Source organism: Kocuria oxytropis, from assembly GCF_040981195.1.
Classification (GTDB): Bacteria; Actinomycetota; Actinomycetes; order Actinomycetales; family Micrococcaceae; genus Kocuria; species Kocuria oxytropis.
Genome location: NZ_JAVFXA010000017.1, coordinates 33,845 through 55,172 on the forward strand (window position 1 = coordinate 33,845; position 21,328 = coordinate 55,172).

General features: G+C 73.9%; 20 protein-coding genes. 10 read left to right on the top strand and 10 right to left on the bottom strand.

What is annotated here, in order from left to right:
• The first annotated feature begins 2 nt into the window (after positions 1-2).
• From QYM41_RS15050 to QYM41_RS15070, 5 genes are read left to right on the top strand one after another with little or no spacing between them, the layout of a single operon-like run.
• Positions 3-566, top strand: a complete 564-nt coding sequence (locus QYM41_RS15050) for an NADH-quinone oxidoreductase subunit J (RefSeq protein ID WP_368800605.1) — start codon at positions 3-5, stop codon at positions 564-566.
• Entirely contained in the window at positions 563-865 is a 303-nt protein-coding gene (locus tag QYM41_RS15055; protein WP_368800606.1) for an NADH-quinone oxidoreductase subunit NuoK, read from the top strand. The genes QYM41_RS15050 and QYM41_RS15055 overlap by 4 nt, the downstream gene beginning before the upstream one ends.
• Entirely contained in the window at positions 862-2,772 is a 1,911-nt protein-coding gene (locus QYM41_RS15060) for a proton-conducting transporter transmembrane domain-containing protein (RefSeq protein WP_368800607.1), read from the top strand. The genes QYM41_RS15055 and QYM41_RS15060 overlap by 4 nt, the downstream gene beginning before the upstream one ends.
• Positions 2,769-4,265: a complex I subunit 4 family protein gene (locus tag QYM41_RS15065; protein WP_368800608.1), complete on the top strand. Its 1,497-nt coding sequence runs from the start codon at positions 2,769-2,771 to the stop codon at positions 4,263-4,265. The genes QYM41_RS15060 and QYM41_RS15065 overlap by 4 nt, the downstream gene beginning before the upstream one ends.
• A gap of 15 nt (positions 4,266-4,280) precedes the next feature.
• Positions 4,281-5,702 carry an NADH-quinone oxidoreductase subunit N gene (locus QYM41_RS15070; RefSeq protein ID WP_368800609.1) on the top strand — a complete coding sequence of 474 codons (1,422 nt, stop codon included), beginning with the start codon at positions 4,281-4,283 and terminating at the stop codon, positions 5,700-5,702.
• 49 nt (positions 5,703-5,751) lie between these two features.
• On the opposite strand, the gene QYM41_RS15075 is transcribed toward QYM41_RS15070, so the two are convergent.
• The 8 genes from QYM41_RS15075 to yczE all read right to left on the bottom strand — a co-directional run bounded on the left by QYM41_RS15075 (position 5,752) and on the right by yczE (position 14,698).
• The gene (locus QYM41_RS15075; protein WP_368800610.1) at positions 5,752-7,083 is read right to left on the bottom strand and encodes an APC family permease; all 1,332 of its coding nucleotides are present in this window, start codon (positions 7,081-7,083) and stop codon (positions 5,752-5,754) included.
• 89 nt (positions 7,084-7,172) lie between these two features.
• Positions 7,173-8,660 carry a multicopper oxidase family protein gene (locus tag QYM41_RS15080; RefSeq protein WP_368800611.1) on the bottom strand — a complete coding sequence of 496 codons (1,488 nt, stop codon included), beginning with the start codon at positions 8,658-8,660 and terminating at the stop codon, positions 7,173-7,175.
• Complete coding sequence (locus QYM41_RS15085; protein WP_368800626.1) at positions 8,657-8,929, bottom strand: SHOCT domain-containing protein; 273 nt, start codon at positions 8,927-8,929, stop codon at positions 8,657-8,659. The genes QYM41_RS15080 and QYM41_RS15085 overlap by 4 nt, the downstream gene beginning before the upstream one ends.
• A gap of 79 nt (positions 8,930-9,008) precedes the next feature.
• Positions 9,009-9,695, bottom strand: a complete 687-nt coding sequence (locus QYM41_RS15090) for a DUF305 domain-containing protein (RefSeq protein ID WP_368800612.1) — start codon at positions 9,693-9,695, stop codon at positions 9,009-9,011.
• A gap of 29 nt (positions 9,696-9,724) precedes the next feature.
• A complete protein-coding gene (locus QYM41_RS15095; RefSeq protein ID WP_368800613.1) occupies positions 9,725-11,911 on the bottom strand; it encodes a heavy metal translocating P-type ATPase in 2,187 nt (728 codons plus the stop codon).
• A gap of 101 nt (positions 11,912-12,012) precedes the next feature.
• Positions 12,013-13,158, bottom strand: a complete 1,146-nt coding sequence (locus QYM41_RS15100) for a sensor histidine kinase (RefSeq protein ID WP_368800615.1) — start codon at positions 13,156-13,158, stop codon at positions 12,013-12,015.
• Entirely contained in the window at positions 13,155-13,856 is a 702-nt protein-coding gene (locus QYM41_RS15105) for a response regulator transcription factor (RefSeq protein ID WP_368800616.1), read from the bottom strand. Before QYM41_RS15105 ends, QYM41_RS15100 begins: the two co-directional genes overlap by 4 nt.
• Before the next feature lie 203 nt (positions 13,857-14,059).
• A complete protein-coding gene (gene yczE, locus QYM41_RS15110; RefSeq protein ID WP_368800617.1) occupies positions 14,060-14,698 on the bottom strand; it encodes a membrane protein YczE in 639 nt (212 codons plus the stop codon).
• A gap of 280 nt (positions 14,699-14,978) precedes the next feature.
• Between yczE and QYM41_RS15115 the strand changes: the two genes are divergently transcribed.
• Positions 14,979-16,004, top strand: a complete 1,026-nt coding sequence (locus tag QYM41_RS15115) for a zinc-dependent alcohol dehydrogenase family protein (protein ID WP_368800618.1) — start codon at positions 14,979-14,981, stop codon at positions 16,002-16,004.
• 84 nt (positions 16,005-16,088) lie between these two features.
• Here QYM41_RS15115 and QYM41_RS15120 read toward each other — a convergent pair whose 3' ends face one another.
• Positions 16,089-16,751: an HNH endonuclease family protein gene (locus QYM41_RS15120; RefSeq protein ID WP_368800619.1), complete on the bottom strand. Its 663-nt coding sequence runs from the start codon at positions 16,749-16,751 to the stop codon at positions 16,089-16,091.
• 265 nt (positions 16,752-17,016) lie between these two features.
• Positions 17,017-17,469 carry an Lrp/AsnC family transcriptional regulator gene (locus QYM41_RS15125; protein WP_368800620.1) on the bottom strand — a complete coding sequence of 151 codons (453 nt, stop codon included), beginning with the start codon at positions 17,467-17,469 and terminating at the stop codon, positions 17,017-17,019.
• Positions 17,470-17,593: 124 nt separating this feature from the next.
• Here QYM41_RS15125 and QYM41_RS15130 point away from each other — a divergent pair, with 124 nt between their 5' ends.
• From QYM41_RS15130 to QYM41_RS15145, 4 genes are all read left to right on the top strand, one after another.
• Positions 17,594-19,024, top strand: coding sequence for a DUF6421 family protein (locus tag QYM41_RS15130; RefSeq protein WP_368800621.1), 1,431 nt, complete (start codon positions 17,594-17,596; stop codon positions 19,022-19,024).
• Between the two features lie 3 nt (positions 19,025-19,027).
• The gene (locus tag QYM41_RS15135; protein WP_368800622.1) at positions 19,028-19,699 is read left to right on the top strand and encodes an SDR family NAD(P)-dependent oxidoreductase; all 672 of its coding nucleotides are present in this window, start codon (positions 19,028-19,030) and stop codon (positions 19,697-19,699) included.
• Between the two features lie 8 nt (positions 19,700-19,707).
• A complete protein-coding gene (locus QYM41_RS15140; RefSeq protein WP_368800623.1) occupies positions 19,708-20,781 on the top strand; it encodes a threonine aldolase family protein in 1,074 nt (357 codons plus the stop codon).
• Positions 20,782-21,053: 272 nt separating this feature from the next.
• Positions 21,054-21,328 (top strand): aldehyde dehydrogenase family protein (locus tag QYM41_RS15145; RefSeq protein ID WP_368800624.1); only part of this gene is annotated, 275 nt, incomplete at its 3' end.

The window sequence follows — 21,328 nt, forward strand, 5'->3', positions numbered from 1 at the left end:
CCGTGCTGATCGGAATCGTGTTCTGGGGACTCGCCGTGGTGGCCGTGGCCGCCGGGGCGGCCGTGTTCGTGGTGGACTCCATGGCCCGAGCCACCTATGCCCTGGCGCTGTCCTTCGTCGCCGTGGGGGTGCAGATCCTGCTGCTCGGCCAGAGCTACCTGGGGCTCATCACGATCCTGATGATGGTGATGGAGATGGCGGTGATGGCGGTCTACATGGTGATGTTCATGGGCATGAACCCGGCGCTGATGCCCATGGACATGACCCACGGGAAGAAGACCGCGCTCGGCGTCTCGGCCGGGGTCTTCGTGCTGCTGGCCGCCGGTGCCCTGCTGATCCCGTGGCCGCAGCGGCGCGGCGTCCCGCCCGAGGACCTCACGCACGCCCTGGGCCTGGAGATCATGGGCGAGAAGATGCTGGTCATGGCCGTGGTGGGCCCGGTCATGGTCGCGACCATCGTGGCCGGGGTGGTCCTGGCCGCCCACCGCACCCGCTACGACCGGCTCGGCGACGACCTGCGCCGCCGTCCGGCCGACGACCCGCAGCCGGGAGGTGTGGGCCGATGACCCTGGAGTCCGTGCTGGTCGTGGCCGCCGCCCTGTTCGCGGTGGGGCTCTACGGGGCCCTGTCCCAGCAGGTGGTGGTGATGGTGATGATGGGCCTGGAGCTGATGATCAACGGGGTGCTCCTGGCCGCCGCGGGATTCTGGTGGTTCCTCGCCCCGGACCCCTCCGGGCAGGTGCTGCTGCTGGTGGTCCTGGCGGCCATGACCGTGGAGATGGCCATGGGCTTCGCCGTGGCCACGCTGCTGCACCGCAGGCGGCAGACCGACATGACCGACATGGCCGATGAGCTCGCCCGATGACGGCGGCCCAGGCCGTGCTGGCGGCCGTGGTGGTGCTGCCCGGCGCCGTGGGAGCGGTGCTCGCCCTGACCCGGGCGGAGCGGGCCGCGGCCCCGGTGGCGGTGGTCACCGCCGCGGTGACCGCGGTGCTGGCGGTCGTCGCCGCCGGGGCGCGCCCCTCCGTGTCCTCCCCGTTCGTGGCCGGCGCCGACTTCGCGCTGGAGGTCGACGCCCTCGCGGCGCTGACCCTCCCGATGGTCGCGGTGGTGACGCTCCTGGTGCTGGTCTTCGCGGCCGGCAGCATCCGGTCGGCACGGCCCCGCTTCCACGGGCTGATGCTGGTCTTCGCTGCCGCGGCCCTGGCCACGGCCACGGCCGCGAGCCTGCCGGCGCTGCTGTTCGCCTGGGAGCTGATGGGGGCGACCTCCTACGCCCTGATCGGGTTCTGGTGGCGGGACACCGATCGCGTCTCGGCCGGGCTCACCGCGTTCATCACCACCCGCACCGCGGACCTGGGGCTCTACGTCGCCGCCGGCGCCGCCCTGGCCGGCGGCGCCGGGATGGCGCTCGCCGACCTCCCGGCGGCGGAGGACCCGTGGCGGCACGTGGTGGCGGCCGGGATCCTCGTGGCGGCGCTGGGCAAGGCGGCGCAGCTGCCGTTCTCGTTCTGGCTCTCGGGGGCGATGAAGGGCCCCAGCCCGGTGAGCGCGCTGCTGCACTCCGCGGCCATGGTGGCCATGGGCGGCTACCTGCTGCTGCGCGTGGAACCGCTGCTGGCCTCCACCGGGTGGGCCGGCCCGGCCGCCGCGTGGATCGGGGTGCTGACCGCCGTGCTGATGGGGTTCGTGGCGCTGGCCCAGCGGGAGCTCAAGCAGCTGCTGGCGGCGTCCACGGTGGCGCAGCTGGGCTTCGTGGTGCTGGCTGCCGGGGTGGGCGCGGTCAGCGGTGGTGCGGCCCACCTGGTGGCGCACGCCTCCACCAAGGCACTGCTGTTCCTCGCGGCCGGGGCGTGGCTGACGGCGCTGGGCACCGAGGAGCTCACGGCACTGCGCGGGGCCGGCCGCCGGTGGCGGGTGGTGGGCGTGACCGCCGCCGTGGGGGCGCTGGCCCTGGCCGGGATCGCCCCGCTGTCCCTGTGGGCCACCAAGGACGCGGTGCTCGCCGGGGCCCTCGAGACCTCGGTCCGGCTCTACGCCGCCGGGCTCGCGGCGGCGGCCCTGTCGGCGGCCTACGCGGGCAAGGTCCTGTGGACCGTGTGGCACCGCGGTGCCCGTGCGGTGGCAGAGGGCGGCGGCACCGGGCGGGTGGGCACCCTGGAGCAGGCCCCGCTGGTCGTGCTCGCCGCCGGTGCGGCCGTGCTCGGGGTCCTGGCACTGCCCCCGGTCAGCCGGACGCTCGCCGGGGCCCTGGGCGGGCACGGCGGGGTGGCGCCCGCCGAGCTGCTCGTCTCCGCCGGGATCGCCCTCGCGGTCCTGCTGCTGATGCTGCGCCTGCGCGCCCCCGAGCCGGACTGGGCCCTGCGGTGGCTGGGGCTGGAGGCCGCCGCGCACGCCGTCCTCGTCCGCCCCGCGCTGGGCCTGGCGCACGCGCTGGCCCGGTTCGACGACCTCGTCCTGGACCGGGCCGTGACCGCCGCCGCCGGGGCCGTCCCGGTGCTGGCGCGGGCTGCGGCCCGGTTCGACGACCGGGTCCTCGACGCCGGGGTCGACACCACCGCGCACGCCGCCGACGCGGCCGGCCGGGGCGCGGCCCGGTTCGACGACGGCGTCGTGGACGGCGCTGTCGAGGGCTTCGCCGGCCGGGTCCGCCGGCTCGGGCAGCTGGCCCGGGCCCCGCAGACCGGGGCTGTCCACCAGTACTTCCTCCAGGCCGTCGCGGTGCTCGCCGTCGGCGTCGTGGCCTGGTCCGTCTACACCGTCTGGGGATGAGCATGCTGAGTCTGATCGTCGTCCTGCCCCTGCTGGCCGCCGCCGTCCTGGCCCTGGTGCCGTCGATCGGGCCCGCGGCCGCACGCTGGGCGTGGGTGGCGGTGAGCGTCGTGGAGCTGGTGCTCGTCGGCGTGCTGTGGGCCGGCTACGAGGACCCCGGGCCCCGCGGGCTGGCGTTCGAGGAGCAGGTCCCGTGGATCCCCGGTGTCAGCAGCAGCTACCACGTGGGCGTGGACGGTCTCTCCCTGCCGCTGCTGGCCATGACGGCCGTGGTGTTCCTGGCCTGCGCCGTCCACGCCCTCCGGGACGCGGACCGGCCCCGCGTGCAGGCGGCGCTGTTCCTGTTCCTGCAGGGCGTGAGCCTCGGGGTGTTCGTGGCGGCCGACCTCATCCTGTTCTTCGTGTTCTTCGACCTGTCCATCGTGGGCATGTACTTCGTGATCGCCGGGTGGGGCCACGGCAGTGCGGCCCGGTCGGCGCTGAAGTTCTTCCTCTACACGTTCCTGGGCTCCCTGGCCCTGCTGCTGGGCTTCATCGGGCTCTACGTGGCGGCGGAGCCGCACACCTTCGACATCCCCGAGCTCGTCGCGGCGGCACCCCTGGCGGGCGAGCCGCTCACCGGAGGGCTCGTGCTCGCGGCGATCCTGGTGGGCCTGGCCGTGAAGACCCCCACCGTGCCCTTCCACACGTGGCTCCCCCCGGCCCACACCGACGCCCCGGCCACCGGCTCGGCCGTGCTGGCAGGCGTGCTGCTGAAGATGGGCACCTACGGGTTCGTGCGGATCGCCATGCCGATCCTGCCGGAGGCGTGGCGGGCGTGGGCCTGGGTGATCGTGGTCGTGGGGATCGTCTCGGTGCTCTACGGGGCGTTCGTGGCCCTGGCCCAGACGGACCTCAAGCGGATGATCGCCTACACCTCCGTCAACCACATGGGCTACATCGTCCTGGCCCTGGGCGCGGTGGGGCTCCTCGCCGAGGACGCCGCGCAGGCCCGGTCCGTCGCGGTCACCGGCGCGGTGGTGCAGATGGTCAGCCACGGGCTGATCACCGCCGCCCTGTTCCTGCTCGCCGGGGTGATGCAGGACCGGGCGGGCACCTACGACATGGGCTCCTACGGCGGGCTGGCCGCTCCTGCCCCGCGCTACGCGGCGCTGTTCGCGGTGGGGGCCTTCGCGTCCCTGGGCCTGCCCGGGTTCTCCGGGTTCATCGCCGAGTTCCAGATCTTCGCCGGCAGCGTCGCGGTCGCCCCGGTCACGGCGGTCGCCCTGCCGGGCATCCTGGTCACCGCCGCGCTGTTCCTGCGGGCCCTGCAGCGGGTCTTCACGGGCCCCGCGGCGGGGCACACCCCCGGGTTCGAGGACCTCCGGGCGCAGGAGCTGTGGTCCGCCGCCCCCCTGCTGGCCCTGTCCCTGCTCATCGGCGTGCTGCCGCGGGTGCTGCTCGAGGTGATCGAGCCGGCCTCGGCCGCGCTCGTGAGCCTGGTGGGACGGTAGCCCGTGGAGGCCTCGATGCCGATGCGCCCCGAGCTGCTGCTGCCCGAGATCGTCGTCTTCGCCGGAGGGCTGGTGGTGCTGCTGGGCGGGTCGTTCCTGCCCCGGAGGCGCCAGTGGGTCTCCCGCGCCGCCGCCGCCCTGGCCCTGCTGGGCGCCGCGGCCGCGGCCGCGCTCGCCATGGCCGGGCCCGCGCAGAGCGCCTTCAGCGGCACCTTCACCGTGGACGCCGCCACCGGCGCCGCCCGGGTGATCGCCGCCCTGACCACCCTGCTCGTCCTGGGGGTGGCCTCTGGGGAGATCGCCGGGTCCCCGCGGGAGTCCGACACGTACGCGCTGCTGCTCTTCGCCACCACCGGGGTGATGGTCCTGGCCGGGTGCACCGACCTCCTCGTGCTGATCGTGGGATTCCTGCTGGCCAGCATCCCCCTGTACGGGATCGTCGGGCTCACCGGCGGCCGCGCCGGGGCGGAGGCCGCCATGAAGACGTACCTCATGGGGGCGCTGTCCGGGATCCTGCTCATGCTCGGGGTCACCGTGCTCTACGGCCTGGCCGGCGGCACCGACTACGCCCTGCTCCGGGACGCGCTGCCCGCCGCCCCGTCCGCGGCCGTGGGCGCGGGCGTGCTGGGCGTGCTCGCCGGGCTGCTCTTCAAGGCCGGCGGGGTGCCCTTCCACTTCTGGGTGCCGGACGCAGCCCAGGGCACCGGGGCCACCGCCGCCACGTTCCTCACCACCGTGCCCAAGGTGGGGGCGCTGGTGGCCGTGTACCGGCTCGTGGCCACGGTCTCCGCCGGGGAGAGCTCGTGGCTGCTCGTCGCGGCGCTGCTGGCCACCGCCTCGATGGTCCTGGGCAACCTCGCGGCCTACTGGCAGACGGACCCCCGCCGCCTGCTGGGCTGGTCGACCGTGGCCCAGGTCGGGTTCCTGCTCGTGCCCGTGGCCGCCGCCGGACGCAGCGACCTGGCCCTGCCCTCGCTGCTGTTCTACCTGGCCGCCTACGCCGTCACCAACGTCGCGGCCTTCGCCGTCACGGCCGCGCTCCCCGAGCACCGGGAGCTCGAGGCCTACCGGGGCCTGGCCCGCTCCCGCCCGGGCCTGGGGCTGGCGCTGCTCGTGGCCCTGCTGGGGCTGGTGGGGACGCCGCCGCTGGCCGTGTTCGTCGGCAAGCTCACCACCGCCACCGCGGCCTGGGACGGCGGGCACGGCTGGCTGGCCCTGGTGGTGGTGCTCAACAGCGTGCTCAGCCTGTTCTACTACCTGCGCTGGTTCGCCCCGGTCTTCGCCCGTCCGGACCAGGACGCCGCGGGATTTCCCGGCCGCGGCGGGGCGGCCGCCTGGCCGGCCGTCACCGCCGGAACCGCGGCGGTCGCGAGCCTGGTCCTCGGGGTCCTGGCCGGCGTCCTGTGGGCGGCCCTCGAGGGCTCCGGGGTCGGATAGGCCCGGCGGGGCGCCACGACCCCGGTGGCCCCGAGCGGCTCGCCGCCCGTCAGTGCTGCTCGTGCTCGCCCTGACGCGCGTCCTCGTCGGAGCGGTGCCGCACCGTGAACCACTGCGCCACGACGATGACCAGGGCCACCACGGCGGTGACGCCCAGGGTGAACGGATCGGACTGCGCCTTCAGCAGCACGAACGGCACGAGCACCGCGATGTCGAGGACGATCGCGACCCAGGGGATCCAGGGCCTGGCCCCGACGTCGTCCTTGAGGTGACGGAGGATGCCGAGGTGGATGGCGATGTCCATGGTCAGGTAGAGGATGGCGCCGAGGGCGGCGATCTGGGACAGGTCGAAGAAGGCCGCCATGACGATGGCCAGCCCCGCGGTGATGTAGAGGGACTGGTAGCTCTCCTGCCCCGGCAGCCCCGGGGCCTGACCCATGTCGCGGAGCATGTCGTAGAGCTTCGAGACCGAGAACAGGCTCGCGATCAGCCCCGACAGCGTCGCGACGACGGCGATCAGCACGGTCAGCCGCACGCCCCAGACCCCGAACATCGGCTCGGCCGCCTCGGCCAGGGCGTAGTCCCGGGCCTCGACGATCTGCGGGACGGTCAGGCTGCCGGTGACCGCCACGGTGATCAGCAGGTAGAGCACCGTGCACAGGGCGAGGGAGATCATGATGGACCGGCCGATGTTGCGCTCGGGCCGTTCCAGGTCCGCACCCTGGTTGGTGATCGTGGTGAAGCCCTTGTACGCCAGGATGCACAGGGTGGTCCCGGCCAGGAAGCCCAGCCACCCCGACTCCGGCGGGGTGCGGTCGGCCGCGGTGACCAGCCGGCCCAGCGAGGACACCCCGGCGGCGAGGATGCCCGCCACCGCCAGCACGGCGATGCCCACGATCTTGATCGCCGCGGTCACCGTGGCGGAGCGCTCCACCCAGCGGTTGCCCACCAGGTTCACCAGGGCGGCGGCCGTGATGGCGGCCACCGCCAGAACGGCCACCCACAGCGCGGACCCCTGCAGCCCGAAGGGGCGCAGCAGGTAGGTGCCGAAGGTCCGGCCCAGCAGGGACTCGGCCAGGATCATCGACACGTACATGAACAGGGAGAAGGACCCGGCGAGGACCCCGGGGCCGTAGGCGGCCTTGAGCAGCATCGCGATCCCGCCGGCGGAGGGGTTGGTGGCCGAGTAGCGGATGTAGGAGTAGGAGCTGAAGGCCACGACCACGGCCCCGGCGAGGAACGCCCAGGGCACCCAGCCGCCGGCCAGCTCGGCGACCTGCCCCACGAGGGCGAAGATGCCCGCGCCGATCATCACCCCCGTCCCCAGGGCCACGGAACCGGTCAGGGAGAGCTTCTTCTGCGTCTGCGTGCTGTCGTCCATGAGGTGGTGCACGTCCTTCCTGCCGGGTCGCGGTCGCGTCCCGGCGGTGGGGTAGTTCGGACACGTTCGGCGGGCCGTGCCCGCGGTGCTCAGCGGGCCTCGACGGTGCCCATCATGCCGAGGTCCTCGTGGTCGAGGATGTGGCAGTGGTAGACGGTGCGGCCGCCGAAGTCGTCGAAGGCCACCCGCACCGTCACCTCCCCGAAGGCCGGGACGTCGACCACGTCCTGCCACCGCGGGGTGGAGACGTCGCGGCCGCCGTCGGCCACGACCTGCATCGGCCACACGTGCAGGTGCACCGGGTGGTCCATGGGGCTGGAGTTGGTCAGGGTCCACTCCTCCACGGTGCCCGTCCGGACCTGCTGGTCGGTGCGCTCGGGGTCGAACGGCCGCCCGTCGATCGTGAAGGACATCATCTGCCCGGGGCCTCGCCTGCTGCCCATCATGCCGCCCATCCCGCCCATGCCCATGGCGAAGTCCAGGGTGCGCCGGGCCTCGACCGGCTCGTCGCGCAGGTCCCGCAGGGCCGGGCCCGGGGGCACGGGGCCCGGGGTCCCCGCCGGTTCCCCGGCGACCTCGAGGACGAGCAGCTCGATCGGGTCGTCGTTGCCGGGACCGTCCCCGGGCAGGGCCCCGCCCATCATGCCGTCCATGCTGCCGCGGTCCACCGGGGCGGCGAGCAGCGTGGAGGTGCCCTCACGGGTGTCCACCAGCAGCTCCACCCGATTGCCGGGGGCGAGGGTCACCTCGGTGAGCTCGACCGGCTCGGGCAGGCGGCCGACGTCGCGGCCGGACAGCCGCACGGTCTGGCCGTCCAGGGTCAGGCGCAGGTACCGGGAGGGGCAGGCGTTGACGACCCGCCACAGCTCCCGCTCCCCCGGCGCCGCGCCGGCCTCGGGCCGGACCTGACCGTTGACCAGCACGGTCTGCCCCTCCCGGCCCATCATCCGCTCCGGCGGGGAGACCTCGGCCAGGTTCCCGGAGCCGTCCAGGGTGATGTCGGAGACGACCAGGACCCGCTCGCGGGCCACCGGGACGGGGTCGGGGTCCTCGACGACGATGGCCCCGTAGAGCCCCGCGGCGATCTGGTCGGCCACGTGCCCGTGGTGGTGCGGGTGGTACCAGTAGGTGCCCGGCGGATGGTCCTGCGGCAGGACGTACTCGTAGTCGAAGGACTCCCCCGGTTCGATGCTCACGAAGGGGTTGTCCCCGTTGTCCTCCGGGGACACGTGCAGCCCGTGCACGTGCAGGTTCGTCGGGGCGTCCAGGCCGTTGGTCATCGTCACCCGGACCGTGTCCCCGGGCCGGACCCGCAGGGTCGGCCCGGGCAGGGAGCCGTTGAACGCCTGCACGTTCGCCTGCCGCGCCCCGACGCGCACCTCGGCGGGGGCGGCCTCCAGGGCGAGGTCCAGGACGCCGTCCCGGCCGGACAGCACCTCGGGCTGCAGCAGCTTCCGGCCGCCGCCGAGGGCCTCGCCGCCGCCGCTGGTCCACCACAGCCCGGCTCCGCCCACGGCCGCGGCACCGGCCCCGGCCGCGCCGAGGGCCAGGAGCTGCCGGCGGGTCAGCGGGCTCACCGGTCGCCCTCCTCCAGGGTCCGCAGCCGCTCCCGGTACTCCTCGGTGCTGATCTCCCCGCGGGCGTAGCGCTCCTCGAGGATCTCCCGGGACCGGCGCGGACCCGCGCCCGTCGGCGGCGCAGCACCGCCCTGCCGGGCCCCGCCGCCCGAACCGCCGGTGAACGCCTTGAGGAGCACGACCACCAGCACCACTGTGCCCAGGATCAGCAGGAGCCAGAAGATCCACATCCAGCCCATGCCCCATCCCATTCCGTCGCCCCACATCATCACGGTCCTCCTTCGTCGATCGTCTCGTCGCGTCCCACTGGCCGCCGCACGCGTGCGACGACGCCGGATGCCGGGGCGGTCAGGAACCCTCCGGCAGCTCTCGGAGCATCCGCTCCATCTCGGCGATCTCCGCCTCCTGCGCCCGGACGATGTCCTGCGCCAGCTCGAGGGCCTGGGGGTTCTGCCCGTCCTCGACCTGGTCCCGGGCCATCTCGATCGCCCCCTCGTGGTGCTGGGTCATCTGCTCCAGGTACAGCCGGGCGGCCGCGGGCCCCTCCTCGGCCTCCCGCAGCCAGTTCATGCCCTGCTCGTCGACCATGCCGGAGCCGTGGCCGCCGTGCTGGGCCGCGGAGGCCTCCGGGGCCGCCGGGGCGTCCCACGCGGCGAGCATGGCGCGCATCCGCTCCATCTCGGGCGCCTGCGTGTCCCGGACCCGTTCGGCGAGGTCGCGGACCTCTCCGGGCACGAGGTCCTTGCCGAGCAGGATCTCGCTCATCTGCACGGCCTGCTCGTGGTGCGGGAGCATCATCTGGGCGAACATCACGTCCGCGTCGTTGTGCTCGGCGGAGATCGCGGCGGCGGCCCCGGACGGTGAGCCCGACAAGGAGGTCGAGGGGGACGCCGAGGGGGACGCCGTCGAGGCGTCGGCGGTCGCGGCGGCGGTGCTCGCCTCCGGGGCGGCGGTGTCCTCACCGGCGGAGCCGCAGGCGGCCAGGGCGAGCGCGGAGGCGAGGGCGAGGGCGGTGAGAGTGGTGGAGCGCTGCACGGGAAGTCCTTCGTCGGGTCGGGAGGCGGTCAGGGGGTGGGAACGGGGGCAGAGGCGGTGGTCCGCTCCGCGGACCGCTCGGTGTCCGGGCGGTCACCGGTGGCGAGGGCGGCCGGCCGGGCCGGGTCGAGGTCCAGGCGGCGCAGCAGCTGGGCGTTGAGCGCCACCACGATGGTGGAGACCGACATCAGCACCGCCCCGACGGCCGGGGAGAGCACGATCCCGGCCGGCGCCAGGACCCCGGCGGCCAGGGGCACGGCGAGGACGTTGTAGCCGGTGGCCCAGACGAGGTTCTGGACCATCTTCCGGTAGCCGGCCCGGGACAGGTCGATCATGGACAGCACGGCCCGGGGGTCGTTGCCGGCCAGGACCACCGCGGCGGACTCCATGGCCACGTCGGTGCCGGCGCCGATGGCGATGCCGACCTCGGCGCGGGCCAGGGCGGGGGCGTCGTTGACGCCGTCGCCGACCATGGCCACGGTCATGCCCCGGGACTGGAGCTCGGCGACCTTGCTGTCCTTGTCCTGGGGCAGGACCTCGGCGAAGACCTCGTCGATGCCGAGGTCCGCGCCGACGGCCTGGGCGACCTGCCGGGCGTCGCCCGTGATCAGGGCGACCTTCACGCCGCGCTCCTGGAGGGCGGCCACGGCGGCGCGGGACTCGGGGCGGATCCGGTCCTCGAGGGCCAGAGCGCCGATGACCTGCCCGTCCTGCACGACGTGGAGCACCCCGGCGCCGCGCTCCACCCACTCACGGGTGGTCGCGGCGATCGCCGCCGGCGTGGACAGGCCGCGTTCGCGGAGCATGGTGGGCCCGCCGACGACGACCTCGGCGCCGTCGACCGTGGCCGTCACCCCTCGGCCGGCCGCGGCCGTGAACGCGGTGCCGCGCAGTCCCAGCCTCCGGGCCTCGGGGTCCTGGGCGGCCGCGGTCACGATGGCCCGGGCCACGGGGTGCTCGCTGTCGGACTCGGCCGCCGCCGCCCGGGCGAGGAGCTCGCCCGCGGAGACCCCTGGGACGGGGGCCGTCCCGGTGACGGCGTGCGCCCCCTCGGTGAGGGTGCCGGTCTTGTCGAAGAGCACCACGTCGATGGTGCGCATGCGCTCCAGGGCCATCCGGTTCTTGATCAGCACGCCGGAGCGGGCCGCGCGCTCGGTGGAGATCGCGATGACCAGGGGGATCGCCAGCCCCAGGGCGTGCGGGCAGGCGATGACCAGCACGGTCACGGTGCGGACGACGGCGTCGTCCGGGCTGCCCAGCAGGGTCCAGGCGAGGGCCGTGAGGACGCCGGCGCCCAGGGCGAACCAGAACAGCCACGCGGCGGCGCGGTCGGCCAGGGCCTGGGCGCGGGAGGAGGACTCCTGGGCGGCGGCGACCATCCGCTGGATCCCGGCCAGGGCGGTGTCGGCCCCGACCGCCTCCACCCGGACGCGCACGGTGGTGTCGGTGGCCACGGTCCCGGCCACCACGGTCTCGCCGGGGCCCCGGGAGACCGCCCGGGACTCACCGGTGATCATCGACTCGTCGAACTCGGCGGTCCCGTCGGCGATCGTCCCGTCGGCCGGGACGCGGGCCCCGGAGCGCACCAGCACCACGTCCCCCACGGCCAGCTCGGACACGGGCACCGTGACGGCTTCCCCGCCGGTGATCTTCTCGGCCTCGTCGGGCAGCAGCTCCGCCAGGGCGTCCAGGGCGGAGGACGCCGCCCCGAGGGCGCGCATCTCCATCCAGTGGCCCAGCAGCATGATCACCACCAGCAGGGCCAGCTCCCACCAGAAGTCGAGGTCGAAGCCGCCGATGCCCAGCGTGGTCACCCAGGAGGCCACGAACGCGACCGTGATGGCCATGGCGATCAGCAGCATCATCCCCGGCTGCCGGGACCTCAGCTCGCTGAGCCCGCCCTTCAGGAACGGGGTGCCGCCGTAGGCGAAGATGACCGTGCCCAGCACGGGAGGGATCCAGGCCGAGCCCGGGAACTCGGGGACGTGGTAGCCCAGCAGGTGGGCGACCATCGGGCTGAAGACCACCACCGGGACCGAGAGCACGAGCGAGAGCCAGAACTTGTTCTTGAACATCGCCGTGGAGTGCCCGGCGTGCTCCCCGTGCTGGTGGACCTGGTGGTCCTCGTCGACCGCTGAGCGGGCGTGCTCGTGCGGCTCGTGCCCGGCGTGCCCCCGCTCCGGCGCGGCCGGTCTGTCGTGGTGCGGGGCGCTCATGGGGTGCTCCTTCCGCGAAAGCTGTTCGGTGTGCTGGCGGGGACCGGCACGGCCCCTGCTCCTTCCAGGTATATACCCCTAGGGGGTATAGGGCAAGGGCGTCATCCGAGGATGTCGGCCGGTGACGGGCCCACGCGCCGGCGGGCGGGCAGCTCCACGGTGAACACCGCCCCGGCGCCGGGACCGGAGGACGTGACGGCCAGCGTGCCGCCGTGCGCCTCGACCAGGGCGCGGGAGATGGTCAGGCCGATCCCGGAGCCGCCGTGGTCGCGGTCCCGGGCACTGTCCCCCCGCCAGAAGCGTTCGAACACCCGGGGCAGGTGCTCGGCGGCGATGCCCTCGCCGGTGTCGGCGACATCGAGGACCACCCGGCCCGGGCCCTGCCGGGCGACGCGGAGGCGGACCTCCCCGCCCGGCGGGGTGTGCCGCAGGGCGTTGCTGAGCAGGTTGTCCAGCACCTGGCCCATCCGCTGCCGGTCCACCTCCACCACCCCGGCGTCGTCGTCGACGTCCAGGACGAGCCGGACGCCCCGGGCGGCGCAGGCCTCACGGTGGGCCTCGGCCGCGGCGCGGGCCAGGTCGGCCGCCGGCTGCTCGGTGCGGTCCAGCTCGATCCGCCCCTCCTCGGCCCGCGAGACGTCGTGGATGTCCTCGACCAGGCGCGTGAGACGCCCGAGCTGGTCGGTCATGAGCTCGTGGGTGGCCTCGTCCCAGTGCGCCACCCCGTCCTGCAGCGCCTCGCAGTAGACGGTGAGCACGGAGATCGGGGTCCGCATCTCGTGGGCCAGGTCCGAGAGCATCCGCCGCCGGAGCTCCTCGGTGCGCTCCAGGCGATCGGCCATGGTGTTGAAGGAGGCCGCCAGGGCGTCCACCTCGGCCCCGGCGCCGAGGTCGGGGACCCGCGTGCCGGAGCGGCCGCGGGCCATGGACCGCGCCGCTTCCGTGAGGGCGGTGAGGGGCCGCCGGAGGCGGCGGGTGAAGAACGCGGTCACCGCCGTGGCGCAGACCAGCGCGGTGACCAGGGCCACGCCCAGGACGACGAGGCCGGCGTCGACGTAGGCGCGCTCCACGTGGAGCATTTCCGGGGAGTTCTCCGCGTGCCCCGACATGACGAGGTGCTCGTGGAAGATCGGCGGGCCGGCCAGGGAGGCCACGGCCACGGCGGCGAGGATGCCGGCACCCACCACGATCGCCTGGGCCAGGAAGAACCGGGCCGCCAGGCCCCGGGGGCGTCGTCGCCGGGTCACCGGGCCACCATCCGGTAGCCGACCCCGCGCACGGTGTCGACGAAGGCGGACTGGTCCTCCCCGAGCTTCCGGCGCAGGTGGCCGATGTGCACGTCCACGATCCGCTCGTCGCCCACCCAGGCGGGGCCCCACACGGCGTCGATGAGCCGGCGGCGGGTCAGCGCCTCGCGCGGCCGCTCCGCCAGGGCGGCCAGCAGCTCGAACTCGGTGCGGGTCAGCGCCACCGGGTCCCCGCCCACCCGCGCCTCGTGGGCCGCCAGGTCCACGGTCAGGTCCCCGAAGGTCCGGGCCGGCTCCACGGGGGTCACGGTGGTCCGGGGCCGGCGCAGCACCGCGGCCACCCGGGCCACGAGCTCGCGCACACTGAAGGGCTTCGTGATGTAGTCGTCGGCCCCGGCGGCCAGCCCGGTCAGCTTGTCCTCCTCGTCCCCGCGGGCGGTGAGCATCAGCACGTAGCACTCGGAGAAGCCCCGGATCCGGCGGCACACCTCGACGCCGTCCATCCCCGGCAGCCCCAGGTCCAGGAGGACGACGTCGGGGCCGAGGGTGCGGGCGGCCTCCACGGCGTCGGGGCCGGTGTGGACGGTGGCGACCTCGTACCCCGCGCGCTCCAGATAGGTGGCGACCATCCGGGCCAGGGGTTTCTCGTCGTCCACCACCAGCACCCGCCCGGCCACCGCGCCACTGCCAGCATTCATGACCTCAGTGTCCCCCTCTGCCCGGCGGCGCGGCGGCCCCGGACGGGGTCAGGGGCGGAATCTTTGCCGAACCTTCACGAAGGGCGCCGAGCCCGGAGCTGCGCGTGGCAGGGCCGGGGACGTGCCGCAGCCCTCAGGGGTGGTCCACCGGCGCACGGTCCCGGCAGGATCCGCCGGGTGGGACCTCGAGCCCGGGCAGCGGGTCAGCGGCGCAGCGGGACGCTCAGCCGGGGCATCAGCGGCTGGACCAGCGGGCCGATGGCCAGCGCGTAGAGCACCGTGCCCAGCCCCACCGTGCCCCCGAGCAGCCACCCGGCGAGCACCACGGCCACCTCGATCGAGGTGCGCACGACCCGCACGGATCCCCCGGTGCGCCGGACCAGGCCGGTCATCAGGCCGTCACGGGGGCCCGGCCCCAGGTGCACCCCGATGTAGGCGGCGGTCGCCACGGCGTTGAGGAGCACGCCCGCGAGCACGAGCAGCACCCGCAGCGGCATCGCCTCGACCGGGGGCAGCACGGCGAGGGTCGCATCGAGCACCACCCCCACCACCAGCGCGTTGCTGATGGTGCCGACCCCGGGCCGCTCGCGCAGCGGGATCCAGGCCAGGAGCAGCAGCAGGCTCACGACGACGACGACCGTGCCCATGCTCACCCCGAACTGCCGGGACAGGCCCTGGTGCAGCACGTCCCACGGGATGACCCCGAGCTCGGCCCGCACGAGCATGCCCATGGTGATGCCGTAGAGCACCAGCCCGGCGTACAGCTGCACGAGCCTCCGGGGCAGCCGCCGCGAGTCCGGCCGGTCGAGCGAGCGGGCCAGGGCGCGCGGACTCCAGTTCATGCGGCCCATCCTCGCACCGGCGAGGCCCTCACAGCGCACCGGCCCCATCCTCCGGGTGGTCGCCCGGCGCACCGTGCTCGCCCTGTTGCAGGCACTCCGAGCGGAACCACCCGCCCCGGACGAGGGCCAGCAGCCGGTGAGGAGTTCCCCGGCAGGGGTTCCCGGATCACCGAGCCTCGGGGTTGACTGGTCGCGGTGCCCCGCCTGCGCCGCGGCGCACGGCTCGGGCACCGTCCGTCCCGCGCCCGGGACGGACCCCGACCTGCGAGGAGAGCCCGTCATGCGTGGAGTCCTGCTGCACAGCCCCGGCGACGTCCGCGTCGAGGACCGCGAGGTCCTGGCGATCGTCGAGCCCACCGACGCGGTCCTCAAGGTCGCAGCCGCCTGCGTGTGCGGCTCCGACCTGTGGCCCTACCGCGGCCTCGAGGACGTCGACGGGCCCGCACCGATGGGCCACGAGTACGTCGGCACCGTCGAGCAGATCGGGGCGGACGTGCAGGACGTGAAGGTCGGCGACTTCGTCGTCGGCTCCTTCTTCGCCTCGGACAACACCTGCGAGATCTGCCGCGCCGGCTACCAGACCCACTGCGTGAACCGGCAGCCCGGCGCGGCCACCGGCGCGCAGTCCGAGTACGTGCGCGTCCCGCAGGCCGACGGCACGCTCGTGGCCACCCCGGGACAGCCCGATTCGGACCTGATCCCGTCCCTGCTGGCCGCCTCGGACGTGCTCGGCACCGGCTGGTTCGGCGCCGTGGCCGCCGAGGCCGGCCCCGGCAGGACGGTGGCCGTCGTCGGTGACGGCGCCGTCGGACTGCTCGGCGTGCTGGCCGCGAAGCAGCTGGGCGCGGAGCGGATCATCGCGATGTCCCGCCACGCCGACCGGCAGGCGCTGGCCCGGGAGTACGGCGCCACCGACATCGTGGAGGAGCGCGGCGACGAGGGCGTGGCCAGGGTCAAGGAGCTCACCGACGGGCTCGGGGCGCACTCGGTGATCGAGGCCGTAGGTACCCAGGAGTCGATGATGCAGGCGATCCGCTCCACGCGCCCCGGCGGTCACGTCGGCTACGTGGGCGTGTCCCACGACGTCTCGCTGCCCGGCCAGGAGCTCTTCTTCTCCGGGGTGCACCTGCACGGCGGGCCCGCCCCGGTGCGCCGGTTCCTGCCCGAGCTCATCCGGCTGATCTGGGAGCGGGAGATCGACCCCGGCAAGGTCTTCGACCTCACCCTGCCCCTGGAGCAGGCCGCCGAGGCCTACCGGGCCATGGACGAGCGCCGGGCCATCAAGGTCCTGCTCAGCACGGGCTGAGTTCCTGCCCACCGCCGGCCGGCCGGCCGGCACCCCGCAAGGAGACGCCGGAGACAGCCCGGCCGTCCCCTGGCCGTCTGCCGGTCAGACCCTCCTGACGGTGAGAGAGACGTTGGGACAGGAGGCAACGATCCTGGTCAAGGCGGCCTTCTCGGTGGTGTCGACTTTGAGGCCCCAGCGGATCTTCACCGCGACCCACTCCCCCACGTAGCCGCAGCGGTTCCTCGGCGGCATCCACGCCTCGGGGCCACGGGCCTGCTTGGCCGAGTTCAGTGCGGAGGTCTGGGCGCTGAGCGCGCGGTGGTCGCCGAGGTCGTTGTAGAACGCCACCCGCCTGGCCTTCGTCCAGTACCGGGCCCCGGACCCCCAGGCCTCGTGGACGGGCACGGTGTGGTCGATCTGCACGGTGGTCGCGGAGGTGTGCACCCTCCCGTCCCAGGTGGTGACCCAGCGCCCGCCCTTGACCGTGCAGCGTGCGGCAGTGGTGAAACCGGTGCTCGCCCTGGACTCGTTCTGCAGCACCTCGGCGCGGGTGTTCTGGCAGTCGCGGTTGGCGTCGTTCCACCCGCCGAACTGCCGGTCCCGGTCGTAGCCGACGTTGTTCTCCGCGGCCACGGGCAGGGACTTCACCGCGGTGCGCAGCGGCGCACTGTAGGAGGTGGCCGCCTCGGCGGGCGTCGCGCCACCCACGAGGACCAGGCCCGCCACGACCACCGTGGTCGCGGCGGCTCGGAGGGGGCCACTCACAGCGGAAGAGCCGGCACGAGCAGTACGGGCACGGGACAGCAGTCCGAGGAACATCGGGGGCCTCCGGGATGGGGGGTGAGGCGCCGTCGTGGGCGTGCCCCCCATCCTGGCATTGCTATAGCAAATACATGCGATGTGTCGTCAGCACAGTTCTGGGGACAACCTCGACGCCCGCGGACACCACCGGGGACGTGCCTCCGGCCGGAGGGCGGCCGGCACCCCGCGAGGAGGCCCCGGCGACGCGCCCGGCTCGACGGGAGCCGCCTCAGCCCTCCGAGGGGAGCATCGGCCGGTGCTCGTAGAAGCTCTGCAGCACCACGGTGGTGCGGGTGTTCACGGAGGCCACGTGGCGCACCTCGTTGACGAGCGCCTCCAGCGCCTTCGGCGAGGCGACCCGGACGAACAGCATGTAGGCGGCATCCCCGGCCACCGAGTGGCAGGCCTCGATCTCCGTGATCGACTGCAGGAGCTCGGGGGCGTTGTCGGGTTGGCGGGGATCCAGCGGGGTGAGCTCGATGAAGGCGGCCAGCGGCTTCCCGATCGCCTCGGGGTCGAGGATCGCCTGGTAGCCCACGATCACGCCGCTGCTCTCGAGCTTGCGCAGGCGCGCCTGCACGGCCGAGACCGAGAGACCGACCCGTTCGGAGAGCTGGGCGAGGGTCGCGCGGGGGTCGTGGGACACCTCGGTGGCCAGTCGCACGTCCACGGGGTCGTCCATGGGCCGAACGCTACCAGCTGGTCGTGCCGAGGGTGTTGACACCCCCGTGAGTGCATGTGAATATTCCTGTGTGTGACCGGCATCACCGGAAAATTTCCGTTGACTTCACGACAGGAGGGTTTCAATGTCCACGTCTCTGCAGGCGGTTCAGGCCATCATCGGCGAGCCTGAGGTCGTCGAGGACGCCCGCACCGTGGAGTCGAGCCCCGCCTGGCTCCGGCTGAGGTCGGCCGCCACCGCGCTGCAGAGCCTGCAGGTCAAGGACGGGTCGGTCCCCGATCCCGCCGACCACCCGGCGGCCCGCGCGCACGTCGGGACGATCGTGGCCTCGGTCGCCGAGCTCGCCCCGCTGTTCCCGCACGACGCCGCGTACCTGGAGGCCCTGCCCCGCGACTTCGCCCGCTGGGCGGACGGTGGTTTCGGGGAGCCGGACTTCCTCGACTCCCTGCTCGAGTTCCAGCCGCAGCACCACCGCGTGGACGGGATCCGCCACCTCGTGGTCTTCCCCATGTACACCCAGAACGGCTCGTCGAACCGGCATGTCGAGGCCCTGGTCGTCGAGGCGATCTGGCCGGAGTTCATCGCCGAGCTCGAGGCCGGGGACCACGGCAACGCGCTGTTCGTGTCCCTGCGGCTGATCGACTTCACCCCGGGCTACGACTCGAACTCGGCGGTGCTGTTCCCCGAGACGGTCGCCGTGCGGGAGATCCCCCGGTTCACCTGGGGCGCGATCTTCCAGGACCGCGAGGCGGCCCGCTACCGCCGCGTGGTCACGGCGGCCGCCGGCATCACGAAGCTGGACCTGCCCGAGGACGCCGCGGCACTGCTGACCGACCAGGACCTCGCGGAGAAGACCTTCGTGATGTGGGACATCATCCACGACCGCACGCACATGCGCGGCGACCTGCCGTTCGACCCGTTCATGATCAAGCAGCGGATGCCCTTCTTCCTGTACTCCCTGGAGGAGCTGCGCTGCGACCTGACCGCGTTCCGCGAGTCGGTCGCGATCGAGCGCGCCCTCGGTGCGCGCGCCGCGGGCGGCGAGGAGCTCAGCGAGATCGAGGAGCAGACCCGCCGGCACGGGAAGCTGGTGCAGTACGCGGTGATCTTCGACCGGATCTTCCGCTTCGCCATCACCGGTTCGCGGGTGCGCAACTACGACGGCCTGGGCGGGCAGCTGCTGTTCGCCTGGCTGCACCGCCAGCACGTGCTGCAGTGGCGCGACGTCGAGCTCAGCGTCGACTGGGACCGGGTCGCCGACGCGGTGGTGGAGCTGGGCGAGGCGATCGACCAACTGTACTGGGAGTCGATCGACCGGCCGAAGACGCTGCACTGGCTGAAGGCCTACGAGCTCATCTCCGCCGTGGTCCCCCCGCACCCCGCCTCGGCGTGGGCCGCAGGGCTCCCCCGCGAGGTGCTGGCCGGACCGCCGAAGGGCTACACGGACCTGGTGCTGGACGACGAGTTCCCGCTGTCGATGTTCTTTGAGACGCTCGACAAGAAGATGAAGAGCGTCATCGCGTCGACCACCGGCATCCGCGCCGCGGACGTCTGAGCGATGAGCGACCTGACCGGACGCACCGTCCTGATCGCGGGCGCCACCAGTGCGTCCGGTCTGGCGGCGACGCGGACCCTGGCCGCGGCCGGGGCCCGTGTCGTCGCCACGGGGCGCAGCGAGGAGAAGCTCGTTCCCCTCGCCGCGCTGGGCGCGGAGACCGAAGCCCTGGACCTCGTCGACGAGCAGGCGGTGCGTGAGCTCGCCCGCCGGCTGCACGACCGGGGTCTGGCGGTCGACGGGCTCCTCCACCTCGTCGGCGGCTGGCGCGGGGGCGGGGGGCTCGCCGGGCAGACCGAGGAGGACTACCGGGTGCTGGAGGGCTCCTTCACCGCGCTGCGGCACCTGAGTCGGGCGTTCGACGACGACCTGCGGGCCTCGCCGGCGGGACGGCTGGCGATCGTCTCCTCGACCGCGGTGGCCCGGCCGCTGGCGGGCGGGGCGAACTACGCCGCGGTGAAGGCCGCGAGCGAGGCCTGGACCCGGGCGGTGGCTCAGGGATACGCCAAGGCCGCCCGGGAGGCCGGCGAACCGCTGCGCGCCGCCGCGGTGATCTTCCGGGTCAAGGCCCTGGCCGGCCTGGAGGAGCGCCTCGCGGCCGCCTACTCAGGGCTGTGGGATACCGCGGCCCCCGAACTGAACGACTCGACCATCGAACTGCAGGAGAGAGGATGAGGCAGCCCATGAAGAGGTCGCACGACGCCGGGGTGAGGGGATTCGCCTCCGACAACTACTCCGGGGTGCACCCGGAGGTGCTGGCGGCGCTGGCCGAGGCCAACGGCGGTCACCAGACCGCCTACGGCGGGGACGAGTACACGGCACGGCTGCAGGAGGTGATCGTGGGGCACTTCGGCGAGGGCGCGTCGGTGTGGCCGATGTTCAACGGCACGGGCGCCAACGTCGTCGGCCTCCAGTCCATGCTCCCCCGCTGGGGCGCGGTGATCTGCGCGGACACCGCGCACGTCCACGTCGACGAGGGCGGGGCGCCCGAGAAGTCCGCCGGCATCAAGCTCCTTCCCGTCCCCACGCCGGACGGCAAGCTCACCCCGGAGCTGATCGCGGCGGAGGCCTGGGGCTGGGGGGACGAGCACCGTGCCCAGCCGCTCGTCGTCTACCTCACCCAGTCCACCGAGCTCGGCACCCTGTACACCCCCGAGGAGCTCCGTGCGATCACGGGCTATGCCCACGCCCACGGCATGTCCGTCTTCCTGGACGGGGCGCGGCTCTCGAACGCGGCGGCCGCCCTGGGGCTGCCCCTGCGTGCCTTCACCACCGACGTCGGCGTCGACGTCCTCGCCTTCGGCGGCACCAAGAACGGGGCGCTGGGCGCCGAGGCCCTGGTGGTCCTGAACGAGGCCGCGGCACAGGGCCTGGTCTACCTGCGCAAGAACCACATGCAGCTGGCCTCGAAGATGCGCTTCGTCTCGGCCCAGCTGCTGGCCCTGCTGGAGGGGGACCTGTACCTGCGCACCGCCGGCCACGCGAACGCGATGGCCCGGCGCCTGCGCGAGGGGATCGAGGCCGGCATCGCCGACGGGTCGCTGCCCGGCGTCGCCTTCACCCAGGAGACCCAGGTGAACTCGGTCTTCGCGACCCTGCCCGAGGGCATCGCGGATCGCCTCCGGCAGCGGTTCCGGTTCTACGACTGGGACGCCGCCGCGGGCGAGGTCCGCTGGGTGTGCAGCTTCGACACCACCGAGGAGGACGTGGACGCCTTCGTGGCGGCCCTCCGCGCCGAGCTCGTCCCGGTCGGCTGACCCCGGCGGGCATCCGCCCGCTCCGCGACACCGTGCCCGCGGGGGCAGGTTCCTGCCCCCGCCGGCCGAGCACGCCCTCGCCCACCCGGCGAGCCTGCGCACCCGCGGCCTGTGCTCTCCCCTGCTCAGCACTTGCTCAGCACTTGCTCAGCACTTGCTCAGCACCAGGAGCCTCCGGCCCGCGCCCGTCCCTCCACGAACCCTGCCCGCGTCCGTCCCTGCCCGGTCCCCTGCCCGAACCTGCACCCGTACCTGCCCGAAGGAGATTCACCGTGACCGCCACCTCCGCCCTGCGCGCCCGCGCCGGCATCGACCGGCCCGCCTACCGCAGCATCGACCCCGCCACCGGTCAGCTCGTGACCGAGGTCCCCACCGCCACCGGCACCGAGGTCCAGGAGGCCCTCGACGCCGCCGACGCCGCCTTCCGCGCCTGGCGGTCCCGGCCGATCGAGGAGCGGGCGGCCGTGGCCGCCCGGGTCGGCGCGCTGTTCGCCGAGCGCGCCGACGAACTCGCCGTCATCGCCACCCAGGAGATGGGCAAGCCGCT

Bases quoted from the DNA above. Each gene is read 5' to 3' on its own strand.
- QYM41_RS15055 (WP_368800606.1), top strand. From the start codon at position 563: ATGACCCTGGAGTCCGTGCTGGTCGTGGCCGCCGCCCTGTTCGCGGTG.
- QYM41_RS15060 (WP_368800607.1), top strand. From the start codon at position 862: ATGACGGCGGCCCAGGCCGTGCTGGCGGCCGTGGTGGTGCTGCCCGGC.
- QYM41_RS15065 (WP_368800608.1), top strand. From the start codon at position 2,769: ATGAGCATGCTGAGTCTGATCGTCGTCCTGCCCCTGCTGGCCGCCGCC.
- QYM41_RS15070 (WP_368800609.1), top strand. From the start codon at position 4,281: ATGCCGATGCGCCCCGAGCTGCTGCTGCCCGAGATCGTCGTCTTCGCC.
- QYM41_RS15075 (WP_368800610.1), bottom strand. From the start codon at position 7,083: ATGGACGACAGCACGCAGACGCAGAAGAAGCTCTCCCTGACCGGTTCC.
- QYM41_RS15085 (WP_368800626.1), bottom strand. From the start codon at position 8,929: ATGATGTGGGGCGACGGAATGGGATGGGGCATGGGCTGGATGTGGATC.
- QYM41_RS15095 (WP_368800613.1), bottom strand. From the start codon at position 11,911: ATGAGCGCCCCGCACCACGACAGACCGGCCGCGCCGGAGCGGGGGCAC.
- QYM41_RS15105 (WP_368800616.1), bottom strand. From the start codon at position 13,856: ATGAATGCTGGCAGTGGCGCGGTGGCCGGGCGGGTGCTGGTGGTGGAC.
- yczE (WP_368800617.1), bottom strand. From the start codon at position 14,698: ATGAACTGGAGTCCGCGCGCCCTGGCCCGCTCGCTCGACCGGCCGGAC.
- QYM41_RS15115 (WP_368800618.1), top strand. From the start codon at position 14,979: ATGCGTGGAGTCCTGCTGCACAGCCCCGGCGACGTCCGCGTCGAGGAC.
- QYM41_RS15125 (WP_368800620.1), bottom strand. From the start codon at position 17,469: ATGGACGACCCCGTGGACGTGCGACTGGCCACCGAGGTGTCCCACGAC.
- QYM41_RS15130 (WP_368800621.1), top strand. From the start codon at position 17,594: ATGTCCACGTCTCTGCAGGCGGTTCAGGCCATCATCGGCGAGCCTGAG.
- QYM41_RS15135 (WP_368800622.1), top strand. From the start codon at position 19,028: ATGAGCGACCTGACCGGACGCACCGTCCTGATCGCGGGCGCCACCAGT.
- QYM41_RS15140 (WP_368800623.1), top strand. From the start codon at position 19,708: ATGAAGAGGTCGCACGACGCCGGGGTGAGGGGATTCGCCTCCGACAAC.